12 protein-coding genes are annotated in these 15,196 nt (G+C 47.8%); 5 read left to right on the top strand and 7 right to left on the bottom strand.

Annotation, left to right across the window (positions count from 1 at the left end; translation table 11 throughout):
* Window positions 1-88: 88 nt before the first annotated feature.
* The 5 genes from ACX4JR_RS05305 to yyaC all read left to right on the top strand — a co-directional run bounded on the left by ACX4JR_RS05305 (window position 89) and on the right by yyaC (window position 6,286).
* Window positions 89-1,564 carry a transposase gene (locus ACX4JR_RS05305; RefSeq protein ID WP_476059983.1) on the top strand — a complete coding sequence of 492 codons (1,476 nt, stop codon included), beginning with the start codon at window positions 89-91 and terminating at the stop codon, window positions 1,562-1,564.
* A gap of 145 nt (window positions 1,565-1,709) precedes the next feature.
* The gene (locus tag ACX4JR_RS05300) at window positions 1,710-3,149 is read left to right on the top strand and encodes an SLC13 family permease (RefSeq protein ID WP_476059982.1); all 1,440 of its coding nucleotides are present in this window, start codon (window positions 1,710-1,712) and stop codon (window positions 3,147-3,149) included.
* 91 nt (window positions 3,150-3,240) lie between these two features.
* Window positions 3,241-3,723 (top strand): CBS domain-containing protein, encoded by a 483-nt coding sequence (locus ACX4JR_RS05295; RefSeq protein WP_476059981.1) that lies wholly within the window; start codon window positions 3,241-3,243, stop codon window positions 3,721-3,723.
* Window positions 3,724-3,852: 129 nt separating this feature from the next.
* On the top strand, window positions 3,853-5,298 hold the full coding sequence (locus ACX4JR_RS05290; protein WP_476059980.1) for an ArsB/NhaD family transporter: 1,446 nt from the start codon (window positions 3,853-3,855) through the stop codon (window positions 5,296-5,298).
* 277 nt (window positions 5,299-5,575) lie between these two features.
* Window positions 5,576-6,286: a spore protease YyaC gene (yyaC, locus tag ACX4JR_RS05285; protein WP_476059979.1), complete on the top strand. Its 711-nt coding sequence runs from the start codon at window positions 5,576-5,578 to the stop codon at window positions 6,284-6,286.
* Window positions 6,287-6,301: 15 nt separating this feature from the next.
* Here yyaC and ACX4JR_RS05280 read toward each other — a convergent pair whose 3' ends face one another.
* The 7 genes from ACX4JR_RS05280 to ACX4JR_RS05250 all read right to left on the bottom strand — a co-directional run bounded on the left by ACX4JR_RS05280 (window position 6,302) and on the right by ACX4JR_RS05250 (window position 14,983).
* The gene (locus tag ACX4JR_RS05280) at window positions 6,302-6,775 is read right to left on the bottom strand and encodes a CBS domain-containing protein (protein WP_476059978.1); all 474 of its coding nucleotides are present in this window, start codon (window positions 6,773-6,775) and stop codon (window positions 6,302-6,304) included.
* Between the two features lie 163 nt (window positions 6,776-6,938).
* On the bottom strand, window positions 6,939-7,646 hold the full coding sequence (locus ACX4JR_RS05275; protein WP_476059977.1) for a hypothetical protein: 708 nt from the start codon (window positions 7,644-7,646) through the stop codon (window positions 6,939-6,941).
* Complete coding sequence (locus ACX4JR_RS05270; RefSeq protein ID WP_476059976.1) at window positions 7,643-8,926, bottom strand: sulfite exporter TauE/SafE family protein; 1,284 nt, start codon at window positions 8,924-8,926, stop codon at window positions 7,643-7,645. The genes ACX4JR_RS05275 and ACX4JR_RS05270 overlap by 4 nt, the downstream gene beginning before the upstream one ends.
* A gap of 446 nt (window positions 8,927-9,372) precedes the next feature.
* On the bottom strand, window positions 9,373-9,831 hold the full coding sequence (locus tag ACX4JR_RS05265; RefSeq protein WP_476059975.1) for a CBS domain-containing protein: 459 nt from the start codon (window positions 9,829-9,831) through the stop codon (window positions 9,373-9,375).
* A gap of 415 nt (window positions 9,832-10,246) precedes the next feature.
* On the bottom strand, window positions 10,247-12,382 hold the full coding sequence (locus ACX4JR_RS05260) for a diguanylate cyclase domain-containing protein (protein ID WP_476059974.1): 2,136 nt from the start codon (window positions 12,380-12,382) through the stop codon (window positions 10,247-10,249).
* A 152-nt stretch (window positions 12,383-12,534) separates the two neighbouring features.
* Window positions 12,535-14,481 carry a methyl-accepting chemotaxis protein gene (locus tag ACX4JR_RS05255; protein WP_476059973.1) on the bottom strand — a complete coding sequence of 649 codons (1,947 nt, stop codon included), beginning with the start codon at window positions 14,479-14,481 and terminating at the stop codon, window positions 12,535-12,537.
* A gap of 316 nt (window positions 14,482-14,797) precedes the next feature.
* Window positions 14,798-14,983, bottom strand: coding sequence for a transketolase (locus tag ACX4JR_RS05250; protein WP_476059972.1), 186 nt, complete (start codon window positions 14,981-14,983; stop codon window positions 14,798-14,800).
* Window positions 14,984-15,196: the final 213 nt, after the last annotated feature.

Below are 15,196 nucleotides of genomic sequence, written 5' to 3'. Positions count from 1 at the left end.
GATACGAAAGGTTGTCACTGTTACCGGTATTGTTGTGGGGGTTTTTATATCCTTTTTACTGTTAATTTTTAGTTAAGCGGTGAATCACATGTTCTTTCGCCGGGTTGTCACCAAACGCAATGGTAAAAAATACGTTTACCTCAAACTAATTGAAACCTATCGCGAAAACGGCAAGATCAAACAACGGGTCATTGCCAACCTGGGAAACATTAATAATCTTAATCCGGAAAAGGTAAATGCCTTGATTTCCAGCTTGAATAAACTTACTGATCCCAGCATTATTATGGGAGAATTACCTCCACAGGAACATGGTGAGCCATATTTCCAAATCGATGAACTGCATCATACCTGGAATAAACTCAACCTGTCCGACTTTCTGTGCCGGGCACAGCCCCCGAAATGTGCGGGCAAATTTCCCTGGTTAATAAAAGCAATGGTTTTTCAAAGGTTGCTCTTCCCTTCCGAGCACCGCCCCATTGCTGTAAGTTACCCTGCTTTAAAATTACCTGAACTTGAAGGCTGTGAAATTCCGGGCACTGACTTTTACCGGGCCGCTGCTGCTCTGGCAGGTATCAAGAAACAATTGGAGGCCCATTTGTTTAATATATTAACCCGCCTCCTGGAAAAACCTTCCTTGCTGTATATTTCTCAACTGCATAGTGAATACGCGGGAAATAAATGCGATACCAACGCTGCCGGTACGGCCTACCAAATTCACTCATACCGCTTGCCCTTGAACTTACTAATCGCAATTTTCCCGCCAGGCATCCCGCTTGGCTGCAGTGTATATGACAAAAATGTATCAGCAGGCGAAATCATAGCATTTCAACAGGATATTGAAAAAAGCATGAACACCAGAACATGCCTGGTCATTGATAAAAAAAGCGGCTTAGATTCGACATTATCGAAGCCGGACGTTTTCTTCATAAAATCCCTTTCACCCAGGGAATTCGCGTCTATTCCGGTATCCACCAAGGACCTCTGGCAAGACAAGGACGCTTTTACCGTCAACAGCACCCTGTGGGTGAAGAATATAACTAAACCCTCAAAACGGTATATTATCTGCCACGACCTGCGTCCGAATGCTGCTTCCGACCAGGCCCTCGAGCAAAATTTAAGCCAGGCAGCCAATGAATTAGGCAAAATTCAATCATTAGTTAAACAACGAAGGTTACGCCGTGAAAAAACTATTTTAAATAAGATTGCAAAAATACTGGAAAGGTACGGATGTCAAGATTATTTTGACTTCCGCTTAAACCTTGAAAAGCAGGAAATTCAATATTCTCGCAAAGAGGAGGTGATCAATAAAGTAAAAACTATACAGCGCACACAAGTGTTGGAGACCACCCTCCGGGGCTTACCGGCCCTGGACATTGTCACTACATTTCACCAATACGAAGCACTTAAAAAGTCTTTGCAGTTTATAAATGACCTTATAAAGGTTCCCGTTATTTATCCCTATAACAAATTTCAATACTCTAAAGACTATATTACCGGTCAAGCTTTAATCCATCTACTTGGCCTTATAATTAAAAAGCTGGTCTCCAAAAATCTCAATGGTTAAGTTTTGTCATCACGTTACTAAGTTAAGACAGACATATAATCAGACTTATTATATCACCATTGCATAATTATTACAATGGATTTTTTAGTTAACCTGTCACTACGTGTATTCCTGATTGTTTTCACACGAAAGGAGTGCTACCGGCATGCAACCTTCGGTCAGCCCGGAACCTTCCCCGCGCTTCAGTTTCGGGACTTTTATCAAGGAACGCAAGTGGTTTTTGCTGGCGGCAGCCGCCGCCACGATTATCTGTTTACTACCTACGCCCGAAGGTCTTTCAGTAGAAGGTAAATACGCCCTGGCCCTGTTAAGTTTTGTAGTTATTTGCTTCTTTACCGAAGCTATCCCGCTGCCGGCTGTGGCCCTCGTCATCGGATCGTACCAGGTGCTTATGGGTATCACCGGGTTTCGGGAAGTACCCAAGACCTTCATGGCAGATGCCGTAGCTTTTATCATGGGGGCCTTGATGATCGGTGCCGTACTGGTAAAACACGGCATTCATAATCGTATTGCCCTTTTTATCCTGCGTCTATCGGGCACCAACGTAACGCGGGTCACCTTCGGCATTGTTACTTTCTGTGCTCTCTGCGCGGGCTTTGTTTCAGAACACGCTACCGCAACAATCATGTTGCCGGTAGGTATGGGCATTGTAGCCCTTAGCGGCGGTATCGAAAAGGTGCCGCGCCTGGGCAAAATGTTAATGTTGAGTATCGCTTATGGCTGCGTAATCGGCGGTTTGGCCTCTCCCTCCGGCGGCGCCCGCAACGCCCTAATGATTGGCTTTCTTCAGCAGTACGGTATTACCATTTCGTACGGGGAATGGATTATAATGGCTTTTCCTTTCACCTTGATTATGATCCCCATTGTTGTCTTTTGGCTTAATAAATTGTTTAAGCCGGAGATTAAAGACCTGAAAGAAGCTGTGGAAAAAATCAAGGCCGACATGGCCAAAGAGGGCGGCCTGACCACGCAAGGGAAAATGGCCCTGGCTCTTTTCATAGCCGTGCTTTTCCTGTGGATTACGCAAAGCCATCATATCGGACTTGGCAACATTGCGGTTATGGGTGCCATCGCAGCCTTAATTCTCGGGCTCGTGGACTGGAAATTTATCGAAAAACAGACTCAATGGGGCGTAGTGATACTATACGCCGGGGCCATTTCCATGGGCGCCATGCTCGAAAAAACGGGAGCTGCACTATGGCTGGCACAAAAACTCCTGGCCGGCGCCGGTTACTTTGGAATTACCAAGGGGCTGCCGCTTATTGCCATTACCAGCACTATCACATCTATTACCACTAATATGATGGCCGATGGCCCCACCGTAGCCGTACTGGGACCTATTTTCCTGAAGGCTGCCGAACTTTCCGGCACTTCGCTTGCAGCTCTCGGTATCGCAACCTCTCTGGCATCGGCCTACGCTTACCTGCTGATTATCGGTACACCTGCCAATGCCATCGTTTACGGGCCGGGATATCTTAAGGCCAGTGATTACCTTAAAGCAGGTTCGGTATTGTTTTTAATTTCCCTGGCCTTCCTGCTGCTTTTAATTGTAGGGGCCTGGTGGAAAATACTGGGCATCTGGTAGCAGCACCCTGGCTGGCGGGAGGGGTGTTCCCTCCCGCCACTATTAAAATAGTGATTTTTCAGCAGATTTATCGGAAGGTGAACTTTCTCCCATGCCCCACGATAAATCCGTAAAAGACCTTATGCTGCCGCTGAACGACTGCCCTACGGTATCCCCCGACGATACGGTGCAGCATGCCGTCACGCTGCTGAAAAAAGGAGCAGTATCAGGACATCAATCTGTTCTGGTTATAAATGACAGTGGGCAGCCAGTTGGTCTTCTCAGCAGGCGAGTGTTACTTGGAACCCTGGAACCAAAATTCGTAATTACCGACCGGTGGGCCCTGCCGGTTTTTTGGAACGGCTTCTTTACTAATAAATGCAAGGAAGAAGCTAAAAAGAAAGTAAAAGAAATTATGCGGCCCATTAACTCGTTGACCGTGGAAGCAGATGATCCAATTATCAAAGCGGTACACCTTATGGTTCGCTACCATGCAGGCCTTCTCCCGGTATTAAAGGATAATAAAGTAACAGGAGTTTTGCGCCTCCATGAAGTTTTCCTGGAAATTGCCGGTCTGGTTGCTGATTCAGATTAATTTAAACACCAAATAAACAAGTAAGAAGGAATTAATAAATTTAATGTCGAATTTTATGTGATGTTTTGCAAATTGCTAATGATCTTATTAAAAATATAAATTTTTTTTTGAGGAGGGATAGAAAGAATAATGGAACACCACTCAATTCTAACCGTCCCGGAACACATGCAGGTAGCTTTTGCCGCAGCAGTATTTCTAATTACTTACGCCATAATCGTATCCGAGAAAATCCACCGTGCCGTGATTGCTTTTGTAGGAGCCGCCGTCCTGCTCGTAACAGGCATCCTGACACCGGAGCTGGCCGTTCACTACGTGGATTGGAACACCATCGGGCTGCTGGTGGGAATGATGATTATAGTGGGTATAACCCGCGAAACCGGCATTTTTGAATTCCTGGCCATCAAGGCTGCCAAAATGGCCCACGGGCGCCCTCTGGCCATAATGGCCTCCCTGGCGGCAGTTACGGCAGTGTTGTCGGCACTGCTGGACAATGTTACCACCGTACTTTTAATTGTGCCGGTTACCTTCGCTATCGCCCGCAAGCTGGAATTGAGCCCAATTCCATTTTTAATCGTAGAAATTCTCTCGTCCAATATCGGCGGAACAGCCACCCTTATAGGAGACCCGCCCAACATCATGATCGGTAGCGCCACCCACCTGGGCTTTCTGGATTTCGTAATCAATCTTACTCCCATAGTTATTTTAATCCATGTGGTAACAGTCTTCCTTTGCCAGTTGATTTACAAGCGTAAAATGATCGTTACCCCGGAAATACAGCAGCGGATTTACGAAATAGACGAAAACCAGGAACTGAAAGACATCCCGTTAATGAAAAAGTGCCTTTTCGTTCTTGGTTTGACTATAACGGGCTTTTTCCTGCACCAATTTTTACACCTGGAGTCCAGCGTAATAGCCCTTACGGGAGCATCCTTACTATTATTAATTACCAATTCAGACCCGGAACACCCGCTGCACACCGTTGAATGGCCCGTTATCTTTTTCTTCATCGGTCTCTTTGTAATCGTCGGCGCCCTGGAAGAGGTGGGAATTATTGAAGCGCTGGCCCACTATGCACTGGAAATCACCGGCGGCGTGGTCTTTCCAACGGGTATTTTGATTCTGTGGGTATCGGCACTGGCATCAGCCTTTGTCGATAACATACCCTTCGTTGCCACCATGATTCCCCTCATCAAAAGCATGGCCGCAAGCAACGCCGACATTAATGCCCTGCAAAACTTCCTCTGGTGGTCCCTCTCCCTGGGGGCATGCCTGGGCGGCAACGGTACCATAATCGGGGCCTCCGCAAACGTGGTGGTTATCGGAATGGCGGAAAAGCGCGGGGCCAAGATTACCTTTATGAATTTCTTTAAAATAGCATTTCCATTAATGATTATGTCCATCGTTATTTCCAACCTGTACCTGTGGCTATGGTTCTACCTGCATACTACGGTAGCTCTTGTCAGCACTCTGATTGTAGCGCTGATTGTGGCCGGCATTCTAAGCATCTTTAACAGGCGCTTAGCCGAGCAAAGTGTTAAATATGTTGAACATAACAAAATAAAGGAGAATGCTTGACAAAATTACAATTCTTCATTATGTTAATAAAAATAAAAACTGAACAAGTTACGCTTATAACCTTGGAGTAAAGTTTAACAGCCGAATCTAACATTGATAGGTCGGATTTCCTCTGAAGCCGGGAGGATAATCCGGCCTTTTCATATGGTATCTTTAGAGAACAAGCAAAACCAGTTTGAAAATTTGCACAATTCTGCTCAATTTTAAGCCAGCAAGTAATTTCTCCTGTAAAAAATGTTATAATCAAACAAAGGCATTGAAACAGGAGGGATATAAAATGGATATAGGCGCGGCGGATACCGGGGGAATCACCTTTCTTGCTTTCCTGGTGCTAAATGAATTTTGTCGTAAGCTTTCACTGTGGCAGCGCCGGTTTCCCGATATCGATACCGCTGCCGGAAAGCGTTATAAAAATGACAACGGCACACATATTAATATTGATGACCCTCTTGCCGCCTACAGATTCGTAAATGCACTCCAGCATTGTTTGCAACAAAAACTTAACGGCCAGGACCGTCCCATAATACTTCTTTGCATCGGCAGCGACCGGTGTACAGGTGACTGCCTGGGACCTTTAACCGGAAGCCTTTTGGAAGAAGAAGGAAAATTAAGAAATTGTAAAGTTTACGGCACCCTCAGGGAACCTGTACATGCCCTTAATCTCAAATACTATTTAAAAGAAATCCAAACCAGGTACAGCCGCCCGCTTATTATCGCCATTGATGCCGCCCTGGGTTATTCTGAAGACGTAGGAACGGTAATAATTTCCCCAGGGGCACTAAAGCCGGGCAATGGCGTCAATAAAACGCTTCCACCCACAGGTGACATTTGTATAACCGGTATTGTGAATGATTTCCAAAAACTTTATTCCACCCGGCTTTATAGAGTTGCAAATATTGCTAACTTTATTGCCCGGGGTTTACAGCGTGTATTTTGCAACAAAAGTGAAAAAATACAGGAAAAAGTACACCAGTTAAGCTGCCAATAAATCCACTGCTAAAAATCAGGCAACCGAAGGCGGCATTAACCTGAACAAAGTTTTACTGCGAACCAGCCCTATAAGCTCCCCCTCGCTAAATACCGGAGCTATAGAAGTTTGCTTTTTAACAAAAAAGTTCGCCGCCTTCATTAAGGTGTCCTCGGGTTTTAGCCCTTCCGGAGCTTTCATAAATTCATCCACCTGCTGGGCAGCCAGGGACTTGCACCGCTGGGTAAACAGGCCGCTCCAGAAAACTTCGTAAGTTCCGTATCCCTTGTTAATCCTGAGGTAAGGAGGTTGTAAGGCGTTAAATATATCTATAGGCATCATAATACCTGCAGTCCCTGTATCGCTCTTAACGACTATAACATCAACGTTAATTCCCATATCTTCCATCTTGACCAATCTTTTGACGATATCTCCCAGGCTGCTGGTGAGAGTACAAAATAGAATTTCCGGCTTTTCCATAACATCTCTGACCCGCAGTTCTTCCACCATAATCACCATCTCCTCTTAACTTTTTGATTCACCCGGGGGCCCGGCTCCCCACCTTCATTATTAGATTCGCTATTCAATTGCCGATACAACCAAACCCTTTTGGACCGGGGGAGCGGATTTTGCTCCCGCCCCCCGGCAATAAAAGAAAGTGAATGCCGTCTGGTTATACCTCTGCCTTCTTGGCTCCCTTGCTCATGGAGAAACCCAGCCCCTCAAAAAGGAAATAAATGGCAAAGCCCCACCACAAAGTGTAAATGATGTAGAACACCAGCATTCCTGTAACCGTTCCGGCATAGTCTGCAGCACTTTTGGGTTTTATACCGTAAAAGTTATAGGCCGGTTCAACCGCTTTCTTTACTGCTTTATCCACAAATGCAGCCTGTTTAAATGCCCCTTGCTTTTTTAATGCTTTATCAAGCTCTTGTAAACTCAGCCACCAGTGATACATGGCATTCTTTTTGTGATATCCGTATTTTTCCGTAAGTATATCCCCCTCATTATTAAACATTGCGTCGGCATCACTAATAACAGCCGCCACAATGGCACCCAGGTCCCCGTTAATACTCACCCGGGCGCCATCGGTTTTCACTTGGGCACCCGCTTTTTCATAAAGAACAGCCACCTTTTCCGCCTCACTGGCGCTTTCAAGCTCAATAGTAGCGTTTATGTTCTGACCTTTAAATTTCCCTACCTCTTCTTTAACCTCGGGAATGAAGTAAGTTGACCCCTTGGCTATGGAATTAAAAAGATCGTCTGCAAATTCCAAACCGTTTTTTCCGTTGAAAAGCGGTGAACATATCAGCACCAGGACCGCGAAAAACGAGAGGGTTAAAATTATTCCAACCGCAAAACTTCTGCCGTTTTGGATCATGTACTAATATCCTCCCTTAGCGCGGGTAGATTTCTCATGAAAGTACCTATTACCCAAACTGCGAAAATACCGATAACAATAAAGAAGAGCCAATTTCCCACTACAGACAGGGCTTTCCCCAGTGCCGGGTTAACGTGTATTACTCCCAGCTTGGAAAGCTTAGACGGCAGCACAAACGCGCGATTCAGGAAACCGGCAATAATGGCTGTGGCGTAAAACCCGCGGATGTAAATACCTTTCACAACCTTGGTGGTGAGGGCGCCCACCTGGACGCCCAGCAATGAACCCAATAGCATGCCTATGGCCAGAGTATAAAAGATATACCCGTATATAGCATATTGCGAAATGGAGGCGTAACCGGCAGTCAAGATAATTTGAAAAATATCGGTACCTACCGTAGTGAAAGAAGACACTCCGAGCCCGTAAACAAACATGGGAAAAGTCAGGAACCCGCCGCCAACACCCATAATTGCAGCCACAAACCCCACAATGCCGCCGCAGCCCATAACAAACACAGCGGGAATTTTACGGCCGCCCGGTACGATATCATGGTCAAAACTAATGGTAGGCGGGATATTAACTGCCTGCAACTTGCCGGGAAGACCGGGAAGAGAACCGGCAGTAACAGCTGTTGCAGCGGTTTCAGCCTCAGCAACGGGATCGACCATGCCACTCTGCCTGCGCTGCCGGAGAAAATCAAATAGCGCGTAAAAGCCGAGGAATCCAAGCAGAACAACGTAAACAACACTGATAAAGAGATCACTGAGCACAGGGTTACTTTCGTATAACGCCCGGTTTAAAATACCGCCGCCCGAAACCCCGATAAAAGACCCGAGAACAAAGGCAACCGCTAGTCCCACCGAAACGTTTCCCAGCTTTTTATGAACCGTTGTACCCATGATGGCTTTAGCAAAAATATGAAACAAGTCGGTGCCTACGGCCAGTATACCTCGAACTCCCGCACTCATCAAAGCCGGGGTAATGATAAAGCCCCCTCCGGCCCCAATACAACCGGTAATCAAGCCGGCACACAGCCCAACTACAATTGATACCAGAAAAATTTTAGGATCATAAAAGGCCGGAGCATAAGCACTTTTCCCGCCCAAAATTGCCGGCAGGTCGGCTGCATACCCGTAAATGGGTACGGCAATTACAGGAAGTGCCAAAATCAGTAATAACAAAAGCTTTTTGCGGTTCCTGAGGATGTTGAGTGAAGTTTCGTAATCCCAACGGGCATGTGCAACAGAAGCCGCCATAAACATGTCATATAGCTTGCGCACGGAACATACCTCCCAACTAAAATTAACCCCTGGCTTGTTAGTTAAGTAACAAACATTTTGTCAGTGCCCCACCCCCCCCTTTAAAATTTAAGGCCGGTAGCATCCCCTGAGCCAAATTGGCTTTTTCTATCCCCAAAGCACACTTACAGGGATGCACACCGGCCTATCGATGTACACCAGCCTATCGTTGTTCAATTCGGCTCAAGAGACAAATTATGTATTTGTGATCAAAAAACATTTCAAAGAAAAAGGCCGACACCTCCCCTTTAAAGGGAGAATGCCGGCCTATCGTTGTTCGATTCAGCCCGGACCATTTTATATTTTACAATATGTGATATCTATTACTAACTTCACACTACCAGAGCAATTCAATATTGTCAATACTTTTATCGAAAAAATATCTAACTCTGGCAACACGGAAAATAAAGTTAATTACAGCCGGGGATTTAAGCTGAACACTGAAGCAACTCGTTAAATAAGTCACCGGTACTGATTACCCCTACCAATTTTCCCTGATCCTTTACCAGCACGGAATTTATTTTATCATTGACAAGTTTGTAGGCGACTTTCATCAGCGTGTCGTCAAGATCCACAAATATTGGCGGGCGCATTAACTTCTTGATCTTCTCACCGGCAATGGCGCGCCATTGTTCAGTAAAAAGTCCTTCCCAGAAAATTTCCATTTTGATTTTACCCTTAGCGTATGCCGGAACCAGTGCACCCAGTACATCGTTCCAGCATGCCATTCCTATTATATTATCTCCGTCTTTCACAACTATGGTAGGGCTATACCCCGCCTTTAAGGCCGGCAGGGAAGCAGCTACCACTTCTTTGATGCTGCTTTCCGGTTTTACTTCAACCAGCGAAGAAAAACTTATAATATCCCGCACCCGCTTTTCATTCATTATTTCATACCTCCTTGCCAGTATTCCCCCTTTTGCCAAACAGAGCTTCTTGGAACCATACTAAGCACCCATCATCCCTCATCCTCCCTTACCCGAATTATTCAAACACCCGAACAGTACCAGCTATAAGGCAAAAACCGGCACCCTCCCCGGATGAAGGATGCCGGCCTATCATTGTTTGATTCAGCCGCAGCTTCTTAAATTCTATGTTGTTGTACGAATTATCACAGTGCCATGAAATTAAAAAAGACCACCATTCCCCCACCGATCACCGGTTGAGAACAGCGGCCTATCGTTGTTCGATTCGGCCCATCCTCTCTATTATGCCAAGTAAATGCCTGAATATTAAAACTCCCCCTGACTTAAGTTAAAGCTACCAAAACCCCGCAATGATGTCAAGAACTTTTTTTATTTTTTAATAACCGGCATGTGCGTTCAAAAATTTTTCCCCTCGCTCTTTAAGTTTATAAACAAATATTTTTGCCAGAACAGGATCAAACTGCTTGCCCATATTTTTTTCCAGTTCCAGCACTGCTTCTTCCAGCGTAAGACTTTTTTTGTAAGGTCTTTCCGATATCATGGCGTCAAAACTATCAGCTACGGCAATAATGCGCGCGCACAGGGGAATTTCCTCCCCCGCCAGGCCGTACGGGTATCCCCTGCCGTCGTACCTTTCATGGTGGTACAGAATGCAGGGTATAATCCCCCTCAACTGCGGGAATGACTTGAGGATTTGTACCCCCAGAACAGGGTGCTGCCTGACTAATTGCCATTCCTCGTCACTCAACAGCCCGGGTTTTGCAAGTATCTGTTTGGGAATTTCCAGCTTGCCGATATCGTGCAGAAAGGCAGCCATTTTTATTTCCTTTACCTGTTCCGGCTGAAGTTGCAGTTCACCGGCAATAATGACGGCATATTCCGCCACCTTTTCCGAATGGACATAGGTATACCGGTCCTTTTCATTAATCACGGTCAAAAGGGTGTTTAAAAACGTCTTCAATTCGCTATCAGAATTACACAATTCCTTTTGAAATTCCCTTATCATGGAAAAATACAGCTGCACCTGGTTTTTGGCATTGCGCTTGGCATGATACATGGCCTCATCCGCCATCCTGATAAGGTCGTTGACGTTGGAACCGTGAGACGGGAAAGCGGCAATGCCAATGCTGGCAGTCAGGCACCCCCCGGGCAACTCTTCCCTCTTGGGAAACGGGTGCTCCGCAATTTGACGGCGCAATCTCTCCCCGATTTCTTCAGCCACCTCCGGGCCGGTGTCCGGGAGAATTATACCGAATTCATCTCCCCCGTACCGCCCCACTGTGTCCCCGGCCCGGGTATTTTTAAGCAGCACCCGGGCAAATTCTTTTAATAATTTATCACCAGCAGGGTGGCCGAACCTGTCGTTATAGTATTTAAAATTATCTATGTCCAGGAGGATAAAAGCCAGGGGCTTGTCTTGCTCGCTGCTTTTCTTCAGTTCCGCTTTAAGGGCTTTAAACAGGTACCCGTGGTTATACAATTTAGTCAGCCCGTCCCGCATCGTCAGCTGGTAAAGTCTTTGTTCCATTGCCTTGCGGGCCGTAATCTCCCTGGCAATAAATAATACGCCGGCCGGTTTCGTGGCGCCAAGGGGCAGGCAATCCACGTTTAGCACCATTTCCCACCCGTCGGAAGCAGTGAGGAAAATTTCCTGGTTGCACCTGCCCCTGCCGCCAGCAAGTACTTCTTCGAAAAAGGGATAAGTGAAATTCACCGTTGTTTCCGTTCTTTTACCGGTAAAAACATTTTCAAAATGCCGGCCCAGTACTTTTTCCCGGTCAATTTCAAAGATTTCCTCGGCGACCCTGTTAAAGGAATTAATTTTGCCGCGGCTGTCCATGGTGATTACGGCGTTTCTGGTAGTTCTAACAATTTCCCGGTACAAAGCATGTTCACCGGCAAATTTGCGCAGGGTGAACAAACTGGCCGAGATGCCGGTAACGAGCCCCAATATGGTAAAGGTAATGCCCAGCCGGAAAATATTCCTGCTGGCCTTAACAACAGCCCCTGTTACAGCCAGGGTATCCTCCAGGCGCATATTCTGAATTACTGCCGCTGATTGCAGCAGTTCCTCGCCCAGCCAGAAAAGGTTATCCCTCAAATGCACCGGCAAGGACTGCCCATCTTGTACCCGGGGAATAATTTCCCTTTCACAAAATTCATCATACCTCTGGTTTAAATCCCTGATTCTTACGGCCAGCGGTTTCCTGGATTCCTTCACAACGTCAATGAGCCGGTCTTCCAGCTGCCGGCTGTTCCGGGCCACCTGCCTGAAGCGTTCCAGGTACCCGGGGTCTCCGGTAATGATATAACTGTTCATTAAGTGAGACTGCTGCAGGATATTCTCTTTAACTTGCCCTATGTGGGAAACCTTTTTTATTTGCCTTGAAACCAGTACTGCATTGCCGCTCAACTGCCACAACCAGTAGGCAACGAGCCCGGCCATGCCCAGGGTGCCTGTCAGAACGGCCGCAAAGATTAAAAACAGTTTCCTGTCCCAGCGCGCAGGCAAAAATACCACCCCCGCATTTCCAGCCCCAAATGGTTTAATATTTCACGCTTAATAAAAAGCCGTTACTCCTCCGCCAGTACTAAACCGGAGGAATAACGGCCTATCGCTGTTCGATTTGGCTCGCTGGTTTTATTGTTGTACTGAAAACCACTTTACGATTCCACTTTAAACTTTGCCGCCGCCTGCTGCAGCTCTTCCGCAATGCCGGCCAGCTGCTGGGCGGCACCGGCCACTTCCTGAACAGTGGAGGAAATCTGCTGGCTGGCCGCCGACAGCTGCTGCGTACCTTCGTTTACCTGTTCGGCCCCGGCCGCCAAGCCCTTAATTGTTTCAGTGTTATTCCGCACCGCCTCTATTATTTCTCCCAGGGCGCCTCCCGCACCGCCGGCCAGCCGGACCCCTTCATCCACTTCGGACAGGCCCCTTTCCACGGCCGCTACCGCCTCGCTTACACCCGATTGAATTTTTTGGATTAATCCGGTAATTTCGCTGGCCGCCTGCCCGGACTGCTCGGCCAGCTTGCGCACCTCCTCGGCCACCACGGCAAATCCCCGGCCGTGTTCCCCGGCCCTGGCCGCCTCTATGGCCGCGTTGAGGGCCAGAAGGTTGGTCTGGTCGGCAATATCGGTTATGCTACTGATGATTTGCCCTATCCGGCCCGATTGCTCACCCAGCTGGTGCACCGCCCGGGAAATTGCCCGGCTGTTTTCCGCTATGGCGTTGATTTTTTCCAGGGCCTGCTGCACGGCACGGCTGCCCTCTTCCGCCACTTCCTGCATGCGGGCCGAGTCCCCTTCCGCCGAGCGGGCGCTTTCAGCGCTCCGGGAGGAGGTGGCGGCCACTTCCCCGGCGGTGCCGGCCATTTCTTCCACCGTGGCGCTTACTTCTTGACCGGAAGCGGCCAGCGCCTGGCTGTGGGACGATACTTTCTCGGAACTGTCCTTCACCCTGGTTACAATATCCCGCAGGCTGGCCACCATCTGGTTAAAGGCAGCAGCCAGCTCGCCAATCTCATCGGAAGTGCGTATTTTTACGCTTTTGGTCAGGTCTCCCCCGGCTACCTCCCTCACGTTCGCCAGAACTTCCCCCAGGGGCCCGGCCAGCTGCCGGGCCAGGAGCAGGGAGAGGGCGAGCCCGATCAGTACCGCCACCATTCCCCACATCAGGGTGAATTTGCGCAGGGCCTCCACAGGGGCGAGAAAGTCGTCTACCGGTGAAGTGAGGGCAATGGACCAGCCCTTCCCTCCGTACTTGCCCCAGCCGTCCAGCGGCACATAGGCAACGTATTTATCCTCCCCTTCAAAGGTGTAGCGGGCAAAACCGCTTTCACCGCGTATCATTTTCTCCCCGGCGGCCTTAAGGGCGTCAATGCCCATTTCCAGTATGTTGTCCCGCAGCACCATTTCCCGGTCGGGATGGGCCATAAGTACTCCCTTTTCGTTAACCAGGTAGGCATACCCGCTCTTGCCGGCCTCCTGCTGGAAGGCGGCAAATTCGTCCACCATGGCCCAGATGGTGTCTTCCAGAAGCAGGCGGCTGGTAATAACCCCGATAATGTTTCCGCTGCTGTCCCGTACCGGGCAGGCAAAGCCCAGAACGGGCTTTTGCAGGTCGACGCTCATGCGCACGTCGGAAATGTACAGGTCCCCTGCAACAGCTACTTTAAACCATTCTTTGTCGTCTTTCATCACCCCCACGTGACCGTCGCTGTCGGCTATTTGCAGACCCCTGGCATCCGTAAGGGAGATGGAATCGTAACAGCCGTAGTCCTGCTTGAAGCTTTTGAGAACGGCTGATTTTTCCGCGGCAGGCACGTCCATACTGGTCAATTTGGGGTGCTTGGCCATAATTACAACATCCCTGCTGCGCTCGTAAATATACTTGTCAATCATGTCGGAGTAGATTTTGGCGTCGGTCAAAAGTCTTTCCCGGGTATAGGCCACCAGCATGGAGCGGGACTTGTTGTATGACTGGTAACCTATTATTATTGCCGTCAAAGCTATTAATACTATAATACCCAGCACAAGCTTGGTTCTTATTTTCATTTTCATATCAACAGGTATAATATTTTTAAAACCCCGCGCACCACCTGTTCGCACGGTTAAAATCCCTCCCCAAAATTTAAAAGGCCGGCAGCACCTCCCGCAGCCGAATCCGGTACTTAAGTGAAAGTATTGCCCTGCAGGAATGCAAACCGGCCTATTTATGCACACCAGCCTATTGTTGTTCGATTCGGCTGAAACCAGGATTTATAAGTCTTTTCACTTAGTGACTAAATTAACATTCACAATCCTCCGCACTTTAAAAAAATAAGACCGGCATACCCCAGCCCGGAACCTTCCCCGCGCAAAAAGTACTACCGGGAAGGTATGCCGGCCAATTCCCAATCCCGACCAAGCCGGAACCGGATACACCTCAACGGCTGCTGCCGGCGGCACGGCTTTGTGAAACCTCAACATCCTCCAGTTTCTTGGAATTGATAACTTCATAAATGACCACCGGTTGACCGTTTTCTATCCTGATTTTTATCTCTCCCGATTTTACCCGCCGGAGAAACTCCAGAAGCTGTTTTTCCCTGTTAGTTAACTCAATATCCAGCATTGCCCTTTTCACACTCCCTTAAATGAAAAGGCCGTTACCCCTCCACCGGTATAAACCGGAGGAATAACGGCCTATCGTTGTTCGATTCAGCCCGCTGGTTTTATTCTTCTGTCGCTTTGAATGTAACAAAACCCTATAATGATGTCAAGGACTTTTTTATAATTTTTTTCACAAACGCTGTCCATAACTTCTTTTACCTGTTCCAATTATTAT

This window comes from Desulfofundulus sp. JL263-se (assembly GCF_056316025.1).
Note: the sequence above shows the minus strand (reverse complement) of the source record. Positions and strands in the feature narration are given on the sequence as shown.

Excerpts from the sequence above, each read along its gene's own strand:
- ACX4JR_RS05305 (WP_476059983.1), top strand. The coding sequence starts at position 89 with ATGTTCTTTCGCCGGGTTGTCACCAAACGCAATGGTAAAAAATACGTT.
- ACX4JR_RS05300 (WP_476059982.1), top strand. The coding sequence starts at position 1,710 with ATGCAACCTTCGGTCAGCCCGGAACCTTCCCCGCGCTTCAGTTTCGGG.
- ACX4JR_RS05295 (WP_476059981.1), top strand. The coding sequence starts at position 3,241 with ATGCCCCACGATAAATCCGTAAAAGACCTTATGCTGCCGCTGAACGAC.
- ACX4JR_RS05290 (WP_476059980.1), top strand. The coding sequence starts at position 3,853 with ATGGAACACCACTCAATTCTAACCGTCCCGGAACACATGCAGGTAGCT.
- yyaC (WP_476059979.1), top strand. The coding sequence starts at position 5,576 with ATGGATATAGGCGCGGCGGATACCGGGGGAATCACCTTTCTTGCTTTC.
- ACX4JR_RS05280 (WP_476059978.1), bottom strand. The coding sequence starts at position 6,775 with ATGGTGGAAGAACTGCGGGTCAGAGATGTTATGGAAAAGCCGGAAATT.
- ACX4JR_RS05275 (WP_476059977.1), bottom strand. The coding sequence starts at position 7,646 with ATGATCCAAAACGGCAGAAGTTTTGCGGTTGGAATAATTTTAACCCTC.
- ACX4JR_RS05265 (WP_476059975.1), bottom strand. The coding sequence starts at position 9,831 with ATGAATGAAAAGCGGGTGCGGGATATTATAAGTTTTTCTTCGCTGGTT.
- ACX4JR_RS05250 (WP_476059972.1), bottom strand. The coding sequence starts at position 14,983 with ATGCTGGATATTGAGTTAACTAACAGGGAAAAACAGCTTCTGGAGTTT.